At 36.9% G+C, this 19444-nt stretch carries 16 protein-coding genes; 4 read left to right on the forward strand and 12 right to left on the reverse strand.

Annotation, left to right across the window (positions count from 1 at the left end; translation table 11 throughout):
* Positions 1–5 precede the first annotated feature (5 nt).
* The 4 genes from DWV06_RS17880 to DWV06_RS17895 all read right to left on the reverse strand — a co-directional run bounded on the left by DWV06_RS17880 (position 6) and on the right by DWV06_RS17895 (position 4869).
* A complete protein-coding gene (locus tag DWV06_RS17880; RefSeq protein ID WP_115483585.1) occupies positions 6–1712 on the reverse strand; it encodes a GspE/PulE family protein in 1707 nt (568 codons plus the stop codon).
* A gap of 123 nt (positions 1713–1835) precedes the next feature.
* Complete coding sequence (locus DWV06_RS17885) at positions 1836–3035, reverse strand: vWA domain-containing protein (protein ID WP_115483586.1); 1200 nt, start codon at positions 3033–3035, stop codon at positions 1836–1838.
* A gap of 27 nt (positions 3036–3062) precedes the next feature.
* Complete coding sequence (locus DWV06_RS17890; protein WP_162300676.1) at positions 3063–3896, reverse strand: AAA family ATPase; 834 nt, start codon at positions 3894–3896, stop codon at positions 3063–3065.
* Positions 3897–4122: 226 nt separating this feature from the next.
* The gene (locus DWV06_RS17895) at positions 4123–4869 is read right to left on the reverse strand and encodes an MBL fold metallo-hydrolase (protein WP_162300677.1); all 747 of its coding nucleotides are present in this window, start codon (positions 4867–4869) and stop codon (positions 4123–4125) included.
* A gap of 237 nt (positions 4870–5106) precedes the next feature.
* Here DWV06_RS17895 and DWV06_RS17900 point away from each other — a divergent pair, with 237 nt between their 5' ends.
* From DWV06_RS17900 to DWV06_RS17910, 3 genes are all read left to right on the forward strand, one after another.
* Positions 5107–5307: a hypothetical protein gene (locus tag DWV06_RS17900; protein WP_115483588.1), complete on the forward strand. Its 201-nt coding sequence runs from the start codon at positions 5107–5109 to the stop codon at positions 5305–5307.
* A 144-nt stretch (positions 5308–5451) separates the two neighbouring features.
* On the forward strand, positions 5452–7647 hold the full coding sequence (locus DWV06_RS17905; RefSeq protein ID WP_115483589.1) for a peptidase domain-containing ABC transporter: 2196 nt from the start codon (positions 5452–5454) through the stop codon (positions 7645–7647).
* Between the two features lie 10 nt (positions 7648–7657).
* Complete coding sequence (locus DWV06_RS17910; RefSeq protein ID WP_115483590.1) at positions 7658–8176, forward strand: hypothetical protein; 519 nt, start codon at positions 7658–7660, stop codon at positions 8174–8176.
* A 314-nt stretch (positions 8177–8490) separates the two neighbouring features.
* Here DWV06_RS17910 and DWV06_RS19140 read toward each other — a convergent pair whose 3' ends face one another.
* The 8 genes from DWV06_RS19140 to DWV06_RS19145 form a co-directional block, all read right to left on the reverse strand.
* Positions 8491–8565, reverse strand: coding sequence for a GNAT family N-acetyltransferase (locus DWV06_RS19140; RefSeq protein WP_115483655.1), 75 nt, complete (start codon positions 8563–8565; stop codon positions 8491–8493).
* Position 8566: 1 nt separating this feature from the next.
* Complete coding sequence (locus tag DWV06_RS17920; protein ID WP_115483591.1) at positions 8567–8758, reverse strand: hypothetical protein; 192 nt, start codon at positions 8756–8758, stop codon at positions 8567–8569.
* A gap of 157 nt (positions 8759–8915) precedes the next feature.
* The gene (locus DWV06_RS18930; RefSeq protein ID WP_268877883.1) at positions 8916–9038 is read right to left on the reverse strand and encodes a hypothetical protein; all 123 of its coding nucleotides are present in this window, start codon (positions 9036–9038) and stop codon (positions 8916–8918) included.
* 87 nt (positions 9039–9125) lie between these two features.
* Positions 9126–13610, reverse strand: a complete 4485-nt coding sequence (locus tag DWV06_RS17925; protein ID WP_115483592.1) for an Ig-like domain repeat protein — start codon at positions 13608–13610, stop codon at positions 9126–9128.
* Between the two features lie 136 nt (positions 13611–13746).
* Complete coding sequence (locus tag DWV06_RS17930) at positions 13747–15819, reverse strand: Ig-like domain-containing protein (RefSeq protein WP_162300678.1); 2073 nt, start codon at positions 15817–15819, stop codon at positions 13747–13749.
* 750 nt (positions 15820–16569) lie between these two features.
* Entirely contained in the window at positions 16570–17007 is a 438-nt protein-coding gene (locus DWV06_RS17935; protein ID WP_115483594.1) for a hypothetical protein, read from the reverse strand.
* A gap of 231 nt (positions 17008–17238) precedes the next feature.
* A complete protein-coding gene (locus tag DWV06_RS17940; RefSeq protein ID WP_115483595.1) occupies positions 17239–18006 on the reverse strand; it encodes a flagellin in 768 nt (255 codons plus the stop codon).
* A 450-nt stretch (positions 18007–18456) separates the two neighbouring features.
* The gene (locus DWV06_RS19145; protein WP_408608170.1) at positions 18457–18567 is read right to left on the reverse strand and encodes a putative holin-like toxin; all 111 of its coding nucleotides are present in this window, start codon (positions 18565–18567) and stop codon (positions 18457–18459) included.
* Between the two features lie 381 nt (positions 18568–18948).
* Between DWV06_RS19145 and DWV06_RS17945 the strand changes: the two genes are divergently transcribed.
* Complete coding sequence (locus tag DWV06_RS17945) at positions 18949–19422, forward strand: hypothetical protein (RefSeq protein ID WP_115483596.1); 474 nt, start codon at positions 18949–18951, stop codon at positions 19420–19422.
* Positions 19423–19444: the final 22 nt, after the last annotated feature.

Here is a 19444-nt window from a genome sequence, read left to right on the forward strand (position 1 = left end):
TTTCGCTAACTTTCAAATGAAACATGTATCATTTCTGATATGGATATGGTACCACTCAGTACCAACTTTGCCGCACTCATATGCAGCGTTTTCATTTCCTCCTTCAATGCCTGTTCTTTCAACTCTTCTGCATCTGCTCCTTTGGAAATCAAAGACTTCAGTTTCGGAGTTATTTCCATAATTTCATACACGCCGATTCGTCCCATATAACCGATATTGTTACACATTGGACAACCGACCGGTTCATAAATAATGACCGGTTCATTTGGATTCATATTCGAATCAATTAATTTTATTTCCTCAGGCTCTGCCAATTTTTTGGTTTTGCAATGAGGACATAATCTTCTTACCAGACGTTGTGCGATTACTCCTTTTGCAGAATCTGCAATCAAGTAACTTTCCACTCCCATATCAATTAGACGGGATATGGTATTCGCTGCACTGTTGGTATGAAGAGTACTAACAACTAAATGCCCTGTGATAGAAGCTTGTACTGCGATGGAAGCGGTTTCTCTGTCACGGATTTCTCCAATCATGATTATGTCGGGGTCTTGACGCAAGATGGAGCGCAGTGCACTGGCAAATGTCAAATCCGCTTTGTTATTTACCTGTACCTGATTAATTCCGTCGATATTCGCTTCTACCGGATCTTCTACTGTAATAATATTTACATCTTCTTTATTCAATTCACTTAAAGCTGTATATAAAGTGGTTGATTTTCCACTTCCTGTCGGTCCTGTTACCAGGATAATTCCATGGGGATTAGAAAGAATATGGTCAAATTTCTTCATTTCTTCTTCCGAAAATCCTAAATCCCGTTTGTCACGCATCAAATTCTTCTTCTGAGCCAAACGCATAACACACTTTTCACCGAACACTGTCGGCAAAATAGATACACGAATATCAAATTCTAATCTATCTACAAGCATCGAGATTCTACCATCTTGTGGTTTTCTCTTCTCTGAAATGTCCATTCCACCTATAATTTTTAGACGAGCAATAATCGCCGGCAACAAATCAATATTATATGTAAATTTTTCATAGAGGGCACCGTCAATACGATATCTTACCCGTACCTTATTGGGCAGCGCCTCTATATGAATATCACTTGCTCTCTGTCTTGCTGCCTGTTCAATCATTGTTTTAACCAGAAGAACGATAGGGGAATTATTAATGTCTTCATTGTATAATTCCTCTTCTTCTGTCTCTATATGTTTACTTTCGCGTTCTTTTGTATATTGTTCTACTGCACTTAATGTTTCTGAATCTCCATAATATTTGTCCAGTGCCAACATAATATCCTGAGGCGTTCCTACATATGCCTCCACCTGGAGATTGGTTATGATAAAGAAATCGTCAATTGCCAGGATATCCATAGGATCTGCCATAGCAACACGAATTACATTCGGATTGTCCGGATTATATTCAAAAGGCATCATGGAATGCTTTCTCAGTATCGTTCCATTCACAAGATTCAAAATATCATCCGGGATCGTTAATCCCGAAAGAGATATTCTTTCCATGTTAAATTGTCTGCACAACATATCCACAATTAAATCTTCTGTGGTAAATCCCAAATCAACTAATACTTCTCCGAGCTTTTTGCCCGCACTTTTCTGGATAGGCAGTGCTTTTTCTAACTGTTCCTGCGTAATAAGACCTTCTTCAATCAGCATATCGCCTAAGCGTTTTTTCTTCCTGGTCAATTCCATGATAATTCCTTTCTGATTTCAAAAATAATAATCTTATATAGTTAATTCACAGTTATATTCTACACCCATCGACAAATAGTGTCAATATTTTATAAACTTTCGGAAACTATTTCCTCTATTTTGTTACTTTCGTACTAGCAGATTCTTTAATCCCTCCTCTAAACCTTTCACAGTTAGATGGTACATTGGTACTATTCGCTTTATTAATTGAATAGTCTGATATCCATATCCACTGTCCCAATTTTGCTCTGAAATTGGGTTCATCCATATCATTTTGTCATACTTTGCTTTAAACCGTTCGATCCATTCTATCCCCGGCCTCTCATTTGGATGGTTATAAAAGTTGGCTCCACCCGGATAAGTCAACTCAGAAATTTCCATCGATGCATCACCTACAACAATTACTTTATATTCCTCATCCAAGTTTTTCAAAACCCACTCTGTTTCTATAGTATTACTATAAGAACACCCGGGATCTGTATACAGACTCTCATAAAAACAATTGTGGAAGTAATATACTTTTAAATCTTTAAAGTGATTCGATTTGCTGACTGCCTGAAATAATGAATTGCACATTGTAGTATAAGGCCACATAGATCCGCCCGAATCGAATAGAACCAATAGTTTCACACTATTAATTCTTGGTCTTTCCAAAACAATCTTCAGATTCCCACCATTATTGCAAGTCTGCTGAATCGTCTGTTCCAAATCCAAAGTATCTTTTGGTCCATCTTGTCTGGTCGTAAATTGACGTAATCGACGAAATGCCAGCTGAAACTGTCTTTCATTTAAAGTTCTGTCTTCACGAAAATCTCTGAAGTTTCGTTCCCCGGCCACTTTAAGTGCTCTTCGACTACCCCCTTCACCTTCTACTCGAATACCAGTTGGATTGTATCCGGAATTTCCAAACACGGAGGTTCCGCCCGTTCCGATCCAATAGGAACCTCCGTCATGTCTTTCTTTCTGTTCCTCCAGACGTTCTTCCATCATTTTTTGAATCTTTTCTAAAGTCATATCTTTATTTCGACGGTCCACCTCTTCTTTATCATATTCCTGTTGTGGCTGTATATCATTTAACCAATCTCTTAAATCTTGCGGTAACTCTTTGATACTTTCGATTCCCTTAAAGAATTCCGAGAAAATCAAATCATATTTATCGAAATCCGCCTCTGATTTTATTAAAATGGCCCGGCTAAGATAATAGAATTCTGTAAGGCTTGACCTGCAAAGTCCCTTGTCCATAGCCTCTATCAGCATCATCCACTCGTTTAATGATACTTTGATTCCTCTTTTTCTTAACAAATAGAAAAAATCGGTAAACATAAAAGTCTCCCTTCTATTAACATTTTTTTACCAGCGAGTTACTTGAAACTTCTTCTCTTTCGCTTTTTCTACAATCGCAAGATCTTCCGTTTTCTTTAAAAGCACCCCTGCAAACGGTACTTCTTTATAAATTTTCTCCGGATCAATTCCAGCAATCTCTAAGGCCTGAATCCAGTCAATTACTTCAGATGTACTTGGTTTTTTGTGAACCTCTTTGATATTACGTATTGCATAGAAAGTTTCTAATACTTGTTCCAATAATTTTTCATCCAGATTATCAAAATGAACTTTCACGATCTCTTCCATCATTTCTTTATCAGGGAAAGAAATGTAATGGAAAATACATCTTCTTAAAAACGCATCCGGCAATTCTTTCTCTGCATTTGAGGTAATGATTACGATTGGTCTGATTTTCGCCTTAACCGTCTGTTGGGTCTCCGGAATATAAAACTCCATCTTGTCCAACTCCCAAAGTAAGTCGTTTGGAAATTCTAGATCTGCTTTGTCAATCTCATCAATCAACAAGATTACCTGCTTGTCCTGATCAAACGCTTCTCCCAGTTTTCCAAGCTTAATATATTTTCCAATATCATCAACTCCTTCATTTCCAAACTGGCTGTCATAAAGACGTTGAACGGTATCGTATACGTATAATCCATCTTGTGCCTTTGTTGTGGATTTTATATTCCAGATAATTAATTCTTTTCCTAATGCTTCTTGAATTGCCTGTGCAAGCATGGTCTTACCGGTTCCCGGCTCACCTTTAATCAATAATGGTTTCTGAAGTGCAATTGCAATATTCACACTTCTCATCAGCTCCTCTGATACGACATAATTGTTACTTCCTTTAAACTCTGACATAATGTTCCTCCTTAGAATAATGTTTCGCACGCGAACTAGTTTGAGTATACATGAAAATTTGTATAGATTCAATATAAAAAACCATTATAAACACTTGTTATAGTGTCTACAATGGTTTAAGGTGATATTCCTAAGATACACTTCAATTATTTGTGGTATAAGTATCTACATAAAAGTTAAGTTGTAAAAAACAATATTCAATATCATCTTATATAATTGGTATGACTTATTTTAGCCCATCCATAACAATGATACGTGTATTTCTATTCACTAGTTCTTTGAATTTCTCAACCTCATCTGTACCAATCATATAATGCATCGGAACAGCAAACTGAGGATTCAGATTGTTTATAAACTCAGCTGCTTTTTCAGTCGTCATACTCAACTTGCCACCATCTATTGGCGTTAAAGCTAAATTAATATTTTTAAGTTTCATCATTTCAGGGGTATAATCCGTATCACCTGCATGATATATTCTAACTTTACCGCTATTAATTATATATCCAACATACAAAGCAGACTTTGAATGTGGGACCCAAAAACCAGATTTTATATTATAAGCTTCTATAGATTCAATCGTTAAGTTTCCAAAGTCCATTTTATCCCCTGGTTTGATTTCTATTATTGTATAACCTTCCAGCTCTTTGGATAGCTTTTTAAATACAGATTTAGGACAAATCACTTTTGTTTCTCGCTTAAGTAGTTTTCTTATATCATTTTTGGAAAAATGATCCTGATGAGGATGAGTTATTAATATATAGTCTGCCGGCACTTCTTCATCAACAATAAGCGGATCAATATAAATAACATTTTTATGTACATCCAATTTGAAGCTTGAAGGGAAAAAGTCTACGTGATTCACAAGAAAAGGAATATTTATATTTGTAGCACCCGTAGAGGTTATCGTAATTCCCTCATCAATCTCGAAACTTATTGGTTTTTTTGATCTTATTTTACTTTTTATAATTCCCACAATTCTCCTCCTTTTCGACCTGTTTAGTCAATTCTTGCACCATTTAATTATTTTATTACCATTTTATAATATCAGCCAATGATGTTCAACAGTAAAAGACTTAAAAACTTTTTACGCAAACAATTAACAGATTGTTTATTAATATATTATTAATTTACATAAAATCCTTGAAATGTAAACCTAAATGGTTCTATAATGTAAACGCAGTATAAATAATATATTAAAGGAGGAATTTTAATGTTTAACTTATCAATCAAAGAACAAAAAGAAATTTTAGGTGGAAGATTTAAACTTACAGTTTATTATGGCCCTGGTTATGAAATTGTAGCAGAAAAATCTTTTACAACTCACAAGCAAGCAAAGGCTTGGCTAGATGAACACTATCCTAATTGTGGTGGTAATGGACAAGGCTATCATTATGATATAGAGGAAATATAATAAGAGTATGAGTGAAAATACATAACAATTTTATATTGCTATTTTAATTGTTATGAAGAAGAGCTGATTTCAAAATGAAATCAGCTTTTCTTACAAAGGTTAACTAAAATAAACAATTTATTATTATGAAGAACAAGGTGAAACATGGATATATTGAAAAAATATTATTGTGTAAAACAACATGATATACAAGACTGCGGACCTGCGTGTTTAGCAACAATATCAAAACAATATGGATTAAAACTTTCCGTATCAAAAATAAGGGAAGCAGCAGGCACAGACTTAGAAGGAACTTCTGTATACGGAATTATACAAGCAGCCCAGAAACTAAAGTTTAGTACCAAGGCAGTCCGAGTAGAAAAAAAAGAAGAAATATTTGATAACCTTCCTACACCACTAATTGCACATGTTATTATAGAAGATGTATTGCTTCATTTTGTTGTAATACAAAAAATTACAAAAAAATATATATTAGTAGCTGATCCAGGCAGAGGGATGATGAAATATAAGCCGGATAACTTCTTTAAAATATGGAATGATGTATTGATTTTTCTTGCACCAACCGCTAAATTTGAAAAAGGTGATGAGACCAAAGGACTTTTTCAAAGATTCTGGGGAATTATTAAAATTCAAAAAGGACTTTTAATGAACATATTTATAGCCTCTATATTAGTTACAGGATTAGGGATAGCAGGCTCGTTTTATTATAAATTTTTAATAGATGATATATTACCAAATAATCTGGAAGCAAATTTACATTCTATCTCGATAGCCATGCTTACGTTATTGATTTTTAAAATAATAACTGAGTTTTTCAGAAAAATACTATTATTGTATATGGCTCAAAATATAGATGTTCCCTTGTTGCTTGGATATTATAATCATGTTATAAAACTTCCTATGAACTTTTTTGGAACAAGAAAAGTAGGGGAAATCATTTCAAGATTTAATGATGGGGATAAGATAAGAAATGCTATTTCATCAGTGATATTAACTTTAATGATTGATGTATTAATGACAGTTGTGGGGGGAGTTATTCTATATCTTCAAAATGTGAAATTGTTCTTCACATGTTTTGTCCCCATAATTTTATATCTTGTTCTAGTATTTGGTTTTAAGAAAAAAATTAAAAAAGTGAATAGAAAAGTGATGGAAGATAATGCTTCCATGACCTCCTATTTAGTTGAATCATTGGAAGGAATAGAAACTGTAAAAGCTTTTAATGGTGAAGGATTAGTGCAAGCGAAGACAGAAAATAATTTTTTTAAGTTTATGAGAAGTTGTTTTAAGTGTGGTTGCACATATAATGCACAAGAAACATTGATGAATGTTATAAGTGGTGGATTTGGCATATGCTTATTATGGTTTGGAAGCAGCCTTGTGATTAAAGGAGAAGTTAGTATGGGGGAGCTTATAAGCTTTAATGCACTTCTTGCCTATTTTATTCAGCCGATAGGAAGATTAATAAATTTGCAGCCACAGCTTCAAGAAGCAATCGTTGCCAGTGATAGATTAGGAGAAATATTAGATTTGGAATTAGAAAAATCGGAAAATGAAAGCATACAGCCTGAAACTCTTGCAGGAAATATATCTTTACAAAATCTTAGCTTTGCATATGGTGTAAAGGATAATGTTTTAGAAGACATAAATATTCATATAAGTAATGGAGAAAGAATCGCTTTAGTAGGGGAAAGCGGCTCTGGAAAAACAACGATAGCCAGGCTTTTAATGGGATTTTATGAAGTAAAGAAAGGTAAAATACTTTTAAATAATTATGAGATAAATGAGATCGATAAAGAAACCTTAAGGAGTAAAATCAGTTACATTTCACAAGATTCATTTTTCTTTTCAGGTACGATAAAAGAAAATTTAGAGTTTGCAGGAGAGGATATCACTTATGAAAATATGGTTGATGCTTGTAAAAAAGCACAAATTCATGACTACATAGAAAGTCTGCCATTAAGATATAATACTCCTTTGGAAGAAAAGGGGGCTAACCTTTCGGGTGGGCAAAGACAGCGATTGTCTATCGCAAGAGCACTATTAAAGAGACCCGAAATACTAATAATGGATGAAGCAACATCAAATCTTGATTCTATCACGGAAAGGGCAATACAAAGAACTTTAGATGAGTGTACAGGAAATGTCACTACCATTATGATAGCTCATAGATTAAGCACGATTAAAAAATGTCATAAAATATATGTTATGGACAAGGGCAGAATTATTGAAGAAGGGAACCATAGAGAGCTATTGTACAAAAAAGGATATTATTACAATCTCTGGACGGAACAAACATTAGATTATGAGGAGCAGAAATTAATATCCGCTTGCAATTAGGAGGAATCCAATGAGATATAAAATTGAAAACCTAGAAGATTTAACAGATGCTAAAAGTTTTATGAATAGCTACTTAGCGTCGTGTTCATATAAATTTCTAAAATATATTGTTTATATCATTACCGCTATTTTGATTGGTATTGTAACATGGTCTTTGTATGCTGAAAAAGAAGTTGCAATAACTACTTCTGGTGTGATTGATAGAGGTCATAACGTATGTAATATATATATTGAAAATACTAGTATTGGTCGTATTAAGAAAAATGATGAAGTTCATATAGAAATAGTATCTCTAGCAAGAAGTGATTACGGTGTAATAAAGTCGACAATAGATAATATAAGTGATGATGTCGTATTTGATCAAAATAGCGGTAAAAAATATTATACGGCTTCTTGTAGCCTTGATAGTAATATTTTAACTGACAAAAATGGAAATATTGCAGAAATTAAAAACGGGATGGAAGCTAAAGTTAATATAATAAGTTATAAGACATCTTATTTCAATTATATTTTAGAAAAAGTAATATGATTTTAATTCTGTATACCGGAGAAAGAAAGCCAGTGGAAGGTTTTTTACCATTAAATTCCACCATTTCCCGAGAGACTGTCCCGAAGTTTGTGTAATGTAAGTAGGGGCAGTTTTTTGTGTTTACACAAAACTTGAAACGGTCTCGCTTTCCAGCTTATCGGCACTACCTATTAAGATTTTTTTGTCATACCTGCTCCTAGATTTTCATACGGCCTTTTCACAAATCCAAATTGTTCATAAAAATCTTCTTTCCCCTTTGCCACATCTAATGCATATATCATATATTCACCTTCGATTGAATGTTCTTTTAAAAATTACAATATTCTCTCCATCATACTTTTTCCAATACCCTTTCCTTGATACTCTGGAATCACTATTACATCTGTAATATTACGCTACATAACCAAAATCGAATAAAACCCTAGCCATGCCTACGACCTTTTCTCCATCATTTGCAACTACAATATAGGTAGTATGCTTTATCCCCCTCTCGGCTTGTTGTTCATCAAGCTCAATAAATCCAACTGCCTTTCTTAATTTATTATACTCTTTACCTGATATCTTACTTAAATAGCTTATCATGATACGTCACCTCATTATATATTGTTCAGAATGAAAATCACTACTAATTAACTTATACTTTTACAACTCCAATTTCACTTACCTATTTACTACAGTCTACTTATTTTAACATTTGATAACTATCTCATTTATTATACTTATTTTATTTTTTCAACAGTTAAATTAGAAAGACTTTTTTTATTCTAACTGCTTCCAGCTTCAGTAATTGCTTTTCTATCAGACTTTGTTCTATCGAACTCCCTTTCGTTTTTACTACTGTTTTTCTTTTCTCTCTCCTCATCTTATCACATCTGTTTATTCTTTTTCTTTTTTGATAAGAATGAACTAGCTATCAATCAGCTAGTTCACACCAAAATCTTAATCTAATCTATTTCACCTTAACAACCTTCCTCTTACGAAGCACGAACACTACGCCTGCTCCGATTCCTCCAAGCAATAAAACACCTCCTGCAATTGGAAGGGCCTTCTTTCCCTGCGTCTTTACGCCGATAATCCAGCTCTTGGTCACATAGAAGTCTTTCACTTCCACTTCTTTTTCCGTTCCCGCCGCATCGACCGCTACGATCTTGACCTTATGTTTTTGCGTCGTGTTCCCATCGATAGGGAAGGTAAAGTCCTCTTTTCCTGCCACCATCTGTTGGATCTTCTCGTTGTCCCAAGTCTCTGCTGCTTCCCCATAGGCGGATTCGTTAGCGGTTCCGTTATAAGTAGTATGATAAACTTTAACTTCCTGCAGTTTCATGTTATCATCGATGACCATGGTCACGTCCTTCTTTTCTTCCTGATACGCTTCCCGGTCAGAAAGGTTCGTCACGATGACCTTCGGTGCCGTCTTGTCTACCGCGAATCGTAGTTCCATATCCTTGGTATCCATGTTGTTCTCCGATTGGTTGTCTGCCGCATCCACCGAATACAACGCCAAGCTGTAATAACCGTCATTTACAAAGTTCTTTTTGAAAATCTTGTAGGTATACTGGTTCCATTGTCCGTTCCCTTCTGTCTTTTGGATCTGATAATCTTCTCCTTCTTTCAGGCTCTTCGTCTGGTTGTCCTGAAATAAGGTCAGTGTTCTCTCCTTTAAGGAATTCACGTTGGTCTCCTGAATCATGATGTCCTGCTCTTTGGTCAGGTAGGAGCCATTGATTTTTTGGGTCGCTTCATCCAGCGTATACACCGAACCATTGCGGTTCACTGAAAATACGATCTGCTCTGCTTCCTGTACCCTGCCATCTGCCTCGGTCACCTTTGCTGCTTTGTTCTCATTTCCGGCTTGATCCGTTACGGTCGCCGTCAGGAGATAGATTCCGTCCTTCTTTAAGTTGCTCACGGCATAACGCTGGCCGTTTTCAACTGCCTGTGCACTGCCAAGTAAGTCATCACAGTTTTGGATTCCCTCTAACGTCACAAGGTTTAAGTGCGGGGTCAGACCGGCGAAATTCTCATCCGATGCCTCAAGGACAAATCCTACGTTCGTCTCTTTTTTCTCTGCATCCCTTCCGCTGTTGGCCGAATGGTTCTTGATTCCCGTTACGGTCAGAGCGGGCTTGGTTTTGTCCACACAGAACGTGATCTCCTTAAGGTCTGCCGCCTGGTTCCCGGCTTTGTCCGTATAATCCATGTCAAAGGTATAGACCTGGTCGTCCTCAAAGCGGATGCTTGCCGTATGGACATCCCCATTGCTGGTAAAGCTGCTGATGCCCGGTGCCGCTCCTTGGTCTTTCGCTTTCAATACCGTCTTGATACGGCTGGTCTCAAAGTTGTGCTCCCTTATGGTCACGGTCGCCGTACGCCCTTCCTTATAAAATGTCTCACGCTGCGCCTGGTTATTATCATACGTGACTTCTATGACCGGTGCCGTCGTATCGACCGTGAACTTCTGCTGCGGGATGTCCGCCGCCTGATTCCCGGCCAAATCCTCAAAGCTCATGGCAAAGGTATAATCCCCTTCCTGTTGATACGGGATGGTCGCCGTATACGTCGTCTGATCCGGATCCTGACGGTTCTCATGCTTCGTCCAGCCGCTGATGGAAGGCGCACTGCCCTCACTGTTTGTCACCGTCACCTTCGCATCTGCCTCGTTGAAATTTCGTTCCGTCACGGTAAGCGTCGCCGTTCTTCCTTCTTTGTAATACTGTGTCTCTGATTCGAATTCCTTATCATAGGAATTGTTGTCATACGTGACTGCAAGGACCGGTGCGGTCTTATCGATGCTAAACGTTCGTTCCTCTCTTGTTTCATAGCCGGCACGGTCTGTGAGTACGGCACGGACTTTGATGTTGTTGCGGTTGTTCGCCACTTTGATGCTCTTTGCCAGCTCTGTCACCAGGTTCTCATCCTTTTCTACGATCTGCGCACTTCCCTGACGGATCGTTCCCTCTTCCCCGATGACGATCGTCTCTTCCTGCGTCACGTTCCCGGTGTCTACTTCTTCCACCTGGTAAGTCACTTTGGCAAGACCGGAAAGGCTGTCGCCAAACGCACAGTCTACGGTCACATCCCCCCGGTACAGGTCATTTCCTGCCTGGTCTTTCCCGCTCACTTTCTCCGGAATCGTCATCGTAAGTTTGGCATCCTTCTGATGCTGCTCCAAAGATTCGATGATCACCGCGTTCGGGCTGACTGTTTTGCTCTTTTCTCCGACCTTGTCCTTCGCATAGGCGAAGATCTTTCCTTTGAAGCCTGCTTTGATCTCAAAACGGATCTTATTTCCGATCACGTCTGCTTCCTTCCATGCAGAAGGGACTCCATTTTTGTTAAAGCTGTAATCGACCGTATAGTAAGAAATCTTGTCCACACCGGATCCGGTCTCATTATCCTTTGCTTCGAGAATCACGGTCGTATCCTTCTGGAAAAAGTACCCATAGTCTACGGTTCGAATGATCCCCGGATGTTTGATGTCCGTACCGTGCGGGGCAAACGAGATCTTTGTGATCTCAGGCGGCGTGATATCCTGTTTCGCCTCACAAGTCTCCATCCCGGTATTTCCGGCATTATCCGTGGCTCTTACCTGGATGCGGTATCCGCCGTCTTCTGCCGGAATCGAACCGGTACTTACGGTATACGCCACATGGTCGAGCACCGTCTTGTTGTCCTTGCTCTCCTTCTCCGTCAGAATGGGCTGCTGGTTGCTGTCCTTTTTGATGTTCTTTCCATTGACCATCACCTCAACGGACTGCAGTCCGGAATCCACATCGGAAATGGAAAGGTTGAAGCTCGCTTCTCCATGATAATAAATATCTCCGGTCCCTACTTCTTTGTAAGCGCCTGTTTTTTTCTTTTCGATCTGAATCGTTGGGCTGGTCTTCTCCACCACGATCTCATCGCCCTTTTCTTCATCGATGTCACTTGGCTTTGTCACAGCAGATTCATTCCCTGCGACGTCCTTTACTTTCGCAGAAAGGACTTTCCGGTACACTTCGCCTTCTTTTCCCGCAATGTCAAACGAGGCCTTTACAGTGCCGTTCTTTTGTTTCACGAGACTTTCTCCGGTAGCTTCTCCGATTACAGACACGCCGCTTTGTCCTTTGTCATCTCCATAAAGAGTGATGGACTCCATCCCGGAGCTTACCACGTCATCGTCTTCCTGGTCTTCGTCGGTGGCCGTTACCGTCACCTTGACCCCTTCCTTACAGAAGATACCACCGGTCAGCCAGCGGATGAACTTGGACGCTAGGTTGTCATGGATGGGGGAGAACTCATACGATACAATTTCCGGGGAGTGGGTGTCGATTTGGAATTTGTAGGGGATGGGGGCTTTTGTAATGCAACCGATATCATTTTCGGCCCAAATATAATAGGTCTCATCCACGCCCTCTTCCCCTGCCGGTACTTCGAATGTAAACTGTCCGTTGACAGGTTTTTTAATTACTTGTGTCTCCTTTAAATTCTCTGAGGTTCCATAATGAATTTTAGTTACGATATGGTTTCTATTCGAATCGATATTAGGATCTAAGTCCGCATCAATCGTAACCGTTACCTTATCCTTACCCCAGCCTGTGGTCTGTTCACTTCCTCCATTTGTCCAGCTACCTCCGGCTGTGTCTGTGATCTTGTTGATAATAGGAGGAGTTTTATCCACGTTTACCCGTATCATCTGAGGTGTGACTGTCTTATTCCCTGCCTGGTCATAAGCCCAGACATATAAATCACCATATGTAGTATTATCTAATAGAAAAGAGTACCTTCCATCTTTGTCCAGAAATGCCGTATAAACTTCATCTGCTTTTGTTTCAAAAGTGTCTAATTCATAACGCTCCAAATTTACCCCATACCGTATTTCCTTTAATCCGGAACCAGAGTGAGCATCCGATGCCTTCCCACTAATGGTCACATCTTTCCCGGTGGGGTCTGCATCCGCATCACTGTGAATCGACTCTACCGTAGGAGCCTCTTTATCAACTTTCACATCAATGACCTTTAAATCAGATTTATTCTTTTTTCCATCATACGCCCAGATATAATAGGTCGCTTCGGTACTACTGTAGATCGGAATGTGAATCGTTTGATCTTCAGCATTTTCAGCAATCACATGACCGCTTTCCTCATAGGTATCATGTTCATAAAAAAAGCGATACATGTCTTTATTATTCGTATATTTATACCGATAAGGCGTATCTTGTGAAGACTTCCCGCCTTTTATTTTTCCTGTAATGGTAACATCCTGATTGCTCCACACAGTATCCGGTGTTTTTGTTAACTCCTCAATCCGGATCTCACCTTGATCCTCATCCTTGGTCTGCTCCTCATCCTCCGTCTGATCAGCAAAAACCTCCAGAGAATATATCGGAACACTGTGAAACAGCACCACGATCGCAACTGCAAGTGATAGCAGCCTCTTATATAACTTTCTCATAATGACTCATCTCTCCTTTATAGTTCTTATAAAATTTTCTTATCTTACTTTATAGTAATTTAATTAAATAACTTTCTAATAAACTGATTGCATTTGAAGCAAACATTGTTTATAAACTTGGCAATTATTCTCATAACTATTTCACCATCTTTACCCTGCTATAAGCACCATAAATCCTTTTCCCTGCGGAATCTTTCTGAAATGCTCTTACACGGATATAATATTTGCTTCCCTTTTTACAGCCCTTTAAAGTTTTCGTGAGCTTTTTAGTAGAAACACTCTTAACCTGATTGGTAAATGTCGCATTCGTTGCATAAAAAATCTGATAACCATCCGTGTTCTTTTGTTTCTTTAAAGTCACTGCGATTCTGTCTCCTGACCTCACAGCTCTTGTAGTCCTTGGTGCAGTCGGTGCTTTCACTTTCCTCCACTTCGCATATAACGTATAGTTCTTTTTACTTCTTTTAGAAATACCAGTTATCTTCTTTGTCATCCGCCTATTCGTATACCACCCTTTGAACAGGTAGCCTCTACGAATTGGATCCTTTAACGTAATCTTTTTCTTATAATAAGTAGATGGATTAAATTTTGGATTTCTTCCTCCATTCAATTTGTAATCTATCTGATAACCAACCGATAGCCTACAAGTCGCTTTCTTCCTGCCTCCATCTTTTGACATTACAATAATTGTTGTAGTACCATTACGTTTTGCAGTAATCACACCTCTTTGACTGACCGTTGCCACTCTTTTATTAGAACTTTTATAAGTCACTCCTTTATTGTCCGCATTGCTTGGTCGGATTGAAGTCCGTAACGTAAAACTCTTTCCTTTTCGAAGCGTCGCTTTTGTCCTACTCAGTTTGATTTTTGATACTTTTACCGTATCCCTTACTTTGGCTGCCACAACAACGTCATAGTCTGGCATGGGAAACGTTTTTTTATTTAAATCAATATAAGTCTTCTTACTTGGCTCCTTTACTTGATAATAGTAAAGAGCTGACAGCTTTTTCCCTTTGGCACAACGGACACTCACCTTGACCGTTTCCCCTCTAATGCCTGTAACGGAATTGGCTGGACCACTTCCATACTTCGGTGTCAGATTCGTCAGCTTGATTACTACATTTTTTTGACTATTTATCGATGCCCTCCATTTCGGTAAAATGTAAATGGCATCCGCTAAACTATACCCAGCCATAGATCCATTTCCCAAAGATAAACAATCTACCCGAGTTAGTGTATTAAAATGTGTTCCTTCAAAGTAAGCCATCTTCCTCCCCGGATTAAAATCCCCAAAGTATACAAACCGATTGTTAGGATCCTTTCTTGCATAAAATGCATTAAAAGCTTTCGCATAAGCCTTTACCTCTCCGCCATTAAAGTGAATCTGCCCATAAAAAGAATAAAGTGCTGCATCCCAACTGTCAATGCTTGTTGCTGTCACATGACTCCCCTCATTAAAATAAAGATCTCCCTTATAAGCCTCAATAGCCCGCCTAAAAGAATTTACCACTAAGGTTCCACCATTGGCTTCAAACCGGGAATTCTCCCCCCCCAAGTAAACACCAGCACTATATGGCCCTTTTCCTGTTACGGTCACGTTTCCACCATTTTGAATAAACTGATTCACAATGACAGCATTAAAACTATTCGCCACTATATTTAGTGTTCCACTGTTAATATAGGCTTTTCCACCAGAACGAAGAGCTCCTCCATCACAATGAATCGTAACATTCGCGTTTAATACTAACTTGGCACCTTGGTCATTGGTACTATATTTACTATCAAATTCAATACCATGATAAAAAGAATGAATGGTCAATTTCCCTGTTCCTTTTATGGATATCGTATAGATTCCATCAGATTCATAGTAAATACCAAAACCTGTTGTATTCGTAATACTATTAATCACGTTATTTCCGAGCAATACAATATCAAAATCTCCGGGAGCGTAGCTATAATCAATCTCCTTTCCCTTATAATTATGCAACGTCAACGTTGCATTCTTGATTCCATTTGCCGGAACAAAACTCCAGGTACCTCCCAAACTTCCTTTCCCGCTGGAGGACACATATGGATTTACGTTGCTTCCATCAATAGTCAAAGTTGCCGTCTCTGCAAAAACCGTATTCTTCATCCCAACCAGCATCAGTAATGCGATTGCTAACATTAAAATATTTCGTATGTATTTTACTTTTCTTGGTCTTACCATAAATATTCTTCCTTCCTGCATTCCTATTTATCCTCTCCTTTATACTTTCATTCTTGTAATAATTTCCAAGCTGAAATCTTCTCACAAAAAAATGCATCCCTGTTAGGAACAGTTATGCAAGGCTTTCATCTATCTTATTTAAGCATTAAAATACTTGGAAGTTTCATTTTTAAATCAGACTCTCCTCTTGTCCCTCATTCCCTCGTCTATATTATAACAAACTTGTTATCCACTTCCAAGACAAAATATTCCAAAGGAGCGGTCGAATTATCTAACAATATATTGATTGCTCCATCTATTTTCTCTTTATTTCATACCTTAAGGGAACCAAATAAATTCCATTTCCATTGAATACTAAGTAAAGTTTTTAAATTCCCACAAACTCCAGTAAACTCTCAAACAAGTAAGATTTTCAAACAAAAATCCATTTCAGTTATAAGATTCCCTAAATATAAATTCAAAGACTAAAAAATCAGGAGATTTATAGAAGCACTTTTTGCTAGTATTTTGTATTCTTTAACAGATGAAGTTCATTCAAAGCCGTTTCTTAGTAGATTATATATATACATTACAACACTCAAACCAAACAAACCGAAGCCGCCTTAACCTTCCGAAAAATATTCCCATAAAATGATTTGTGCAAACTCTTATGCCATGGAAATGAGACTTAAACGAATAGAAGGCTTTCCTGATATTCGTTTTGCTTAAGGCTCATTGAAATGTTCGACATAATCGTTTGCACAAACCATTTTATGGGAATATCTCCAAATTTTCACTTCTAAATCTAGTAAGAACATCATCCACATAAATATTAACTTTTTCCGGTTTACTATTTACTGAAACTTCCCCCAGCAAGGTAGTATCTACATATTCATCATTAGAAGCCAAATTTTTATTAATAAAAACATTTAAATTCCGGTTCTTATATTCAACCTTAAAAGAAAAAAAGCAGTAATCATTTTGATTTACCAGTTTATTGTAATAAATAATATAATCTGTTTTGTTTTTAGATGATGCTAAATAAAGACCAGGTGACTTATCCTTTTCCTTTTTCCAATTAACTAGTTTCGTATTATCCTTAATAATTGAATACTCTAATTCATCATTTTGATTTTTCTGTAAATATGCTACAAAACAGACGAGAACAGTAACTAAACATAAGCAAATTATAGTTATTTTCTTTTTCATATATATCTTAATACCTTTCAAAATTTTGAATAGCTTAGCTACCCACTTTCTTTTTATACTTCATTAACACATTTTAGCAAACAAACAATATAAAACAACTTAATTATCATTATATCTTTTCTTAATTTATTCTCTAGTATGAATTTTACAGAAAAGAACCTACTCACACAAAAAAGCCACTGCAGGCATCAATCAACAAAACCTACAATGACTTTCTACTTTATTATGATATTATCCAAACATTCTCTGCATCAATAAAGATTTACTTTTATTTTCAATTTGTGCCTTTTGTGCAAAATAGCGATATTGCTCCAATACTTTATCCTTCTGTTTCTCAGTTAAGGCTTTTCCAATATCTAAGTCTTCCAGAGTGCTTTTGGAAGCTGTCATATTATAAGAAGCATTTTGATTATAATTCATAATAGAATCCAACGAATTACTCTGTGCTCCCAAATCACTTCTACTTGAAGATATGGTTTCTAAGGCTTTATCAATATCATCCAAATTGAAGTTTCCAGTGACATCAAAATTAGCTATTCCTAATGACTCTAAGGTTGAATTTGCAAATTTAATTTTCATACCACTGCCGTCAGGATTGGTAGCAATATTCATATCAGCCATACTTCCATCTAAAAGAGATTTTTTGTTGAATTCTGTACCTTTGGCTGCATCCTGAATCGACTGTTTTAACTGTTCTATTTCTTTTTGCATCGCTGTTAAATCTTCCGCATTATAAATTGCAGAATTAGAAGCTTTTACCCCCAATTCCCTCATACGCTGAAGATTATCTGTTATGCTGGCTAATGCTCCATCCGCAACATTGATAGCATCCTTTGCTGTGGCCGCGTTATCTGTTCCAACATCATATCCATTCTTTGCTGTTTCTAATTTTTCTGCTATGGCTAAACCTGAAGGATTATCGGCGGCTGTTGTTATTGAGGACATGGAGGCCAGATTATCATAACCAATTCCATAACTTCCGATTGCGGAAATTCCCATACCAATCACCACTTTCTTTCATTTTACTTTATTTTTGTAAACTGTTCCATTTTTTTCTATTATACAAGATTTTTCAGCAAATTTCAAGTCATTTCTACATTTGCAAGTCAATTTAATCTTTTATTATTTCCTCTTACTCTATCTCAGAACATAAAATGTTATAACAGTACCAATTGACAATTGAATTCTAAGATTTCCCAATAATCTTTATATTTGATAAGTGTAAATCCTCTATAATAAATTTTCAATAATTCAAACAAAGCAGTCCTATATGTATAATCCTGTGCACCATAACTTTTAAACTATGTAAATTTGGATATAATAAAAAAGGATACTTGTAAATCTAAGTATCCTTTGATATAATCAAGTTAAGAAAAGGATATCTATGTTGTAGATATACCCTCGATTGATTAAAAATAAGTATCTAAACTTTGTGAGGGTTGAGGATACTTATTTTTTTGTGTGTAATTTGATTATTTCAACAATCAGGGCGATAAGTTCAACTATAAAGCTGCCAAATGCAAATAGCACTAGGCATAATGTCAATACTTCAAGTGTCATATCGGCACCGCCCCCTTTCTCTTAGGATTGAGGGCAACTACACCATAAATATCCTCGATAAATTCTTAACTGATAATAATAATTATATCATATAACAAAACTTATTCAACCATAGTTTTCCTCGATGTTATCTAATCTCAATATTGCCATATGGTTTAACTGAACACAACGTACATATTCATATGTGTCTTCTCCCTTTTGAATTATAGTTACTGTGGATTTCTTCCGCATATATTGTCTCTGTGGCAAGATAAACTTGTATAATTATAACAAAGGGTTATCGGTTACCTTTATCAGCCTAAATATATTATAAAAAGCCAACTATAAAATTTCATATAATCATTATTAAATAGCATAGTTTATGTTAAGCATACATTGGTCGTGGGAATAGAATCTTCCGGAGAACCTGAACCTGAAGGGTCTTATGTTTGTTTTTATGATATCGCAAACAATACAGAGCTAACAAATTTAAGAATAACCAGAAACTCTAGAAAAGCAGGCGGTGTAGGAATTACTAATTATACCAAGAACGGAAAAGAATATTACTGCTTAGCCGTCTTAGATAACGCCAATGTAGATGTTTATGAAAGTAATAAACCATTAACTGACCCTGCATGCAGTTTTGGCGAACCTATCTGCAGCTTTAACTTCAACAACATTCCTAACGGGCAGGATGATTATAGTGGAATCAATCTGGTCACTGATCAGAATCAAAATATATTTTTCATGGCTTATAGATCAGAAATGATTAACTATATAGTAGAAAAAGGGCCCTGTGATGACTATTTAGATTTGTACCGTTTAAATTGTTCCGGAGGGACTACTTTATGCGAACAGATTGCTTCCAGGCGTTGATTATTTTGAAGTGAATTCCTTT

Source organism: Anaerosacchariphilus polymeriproducens, from assembly GCF_003363435.1.
GTDB lineage: Bacteria > Bacillota > Clostridia > Lachnospirales > Lachnospiraceae > Anaerosacchariphilus > Anaerosacchariphilus polymeriproducens.

Excerpts from the sequence above, each read along its gene's own strand:
- DWV06_RS17880 (WP_115483585.1), bottom strand. The coding sequence starts at position 1,712 with ATGGAATTGACCAGGAAGAAAAAACGCTTAGGCGATATGCTGATTGAA.
- DWV06_RS17885 (WP_115483586.1), bottom strand. The coding sequence starts at position 3,035 with ATGTTTACCGATTTTTTCTATTTGTTAAGAAAAAGAGGAATCAAAGTA.
- DWV06_RS17890 (WP_162300676.1), bottom strand. The coding sequence starts at position 3,896 with ATGTCAGAGTTTAAAGGAAGTAACAATTATGTCGTATCAGAGGAGCTG.
- DWV06_RS17900 (WP_115483588.1), top strand. The coding sequence starts at position 5,107 with ATGTTTAACTTATCAATCAAAGAACAAAAAGAAATTTTAGGTGGAAGA.
- DWV06_RS17905 (WP_115483589.1), top strand. The coding sequence starts at position 5,452 with ATGGATATATTGAAAAAATATTATTGTGTAAAACAACATGATATACAA.
- DWV06_RS17910 (WP_115483590.1), top strand. The coding sequence starts at position 7,658 with ATGAGATATAAAATTGAAAACCTAGAAGATTTAACAGATGCTAAAAGT.
- DWV06_RS17920 (WP_115483591.1), bottom strand. The coding sequence starts at position 8,758 with ATGATAAGCTATTTAAGTAAGATATCAGGTAAAGAGTATAATAAATTA.
- DWV06_RS18930 (WP_268877883.1), bottom strand. The coding sequence starts at position 9,038 with ATGAGGAGAGAGAAAAGAAAAACAGTAGTAAAAACGAAAGGGAGTTCG.
- DWV06_RS17925 (WP_115483592.1), bottom strand. The coding sequence starts at position 13,610 with ATGAGAAAGTTATATAAGAGGCTGCTATCACTTGCAGTTGCGATCGTG.
- DWV06_RS17930 (WP_162300678.1), bottom strand. The coding sequence starts at position 15,819 with ATGGTAAGACCAAGAAAAGTAAAATACATACGAAATATTTTAATGTTA.
- DWV06_RS17935 (WP_115483594.1), bottom strand. The coding sequence starts at position 17,007 with ATGAAAAAGAAAATAACTATAATTTGCTTATGTTTAGTTACTGTTCTC.
- DWV06_RS17940 (WP_115483595.1), bottom strand. The coding sequence starts at position 18,006 with ATGGGAATTTCCGCAATCGGAAGTTATGGAATTGGTTATGATAATCTG.
- DWV06_RS19145 (WP_408608170.1), bottom strand. The coding sequence starts at position 18,567 with ATGACACTTGAAGTATTGACATTATGCCTAGTGCTATTTGCATTTGGC.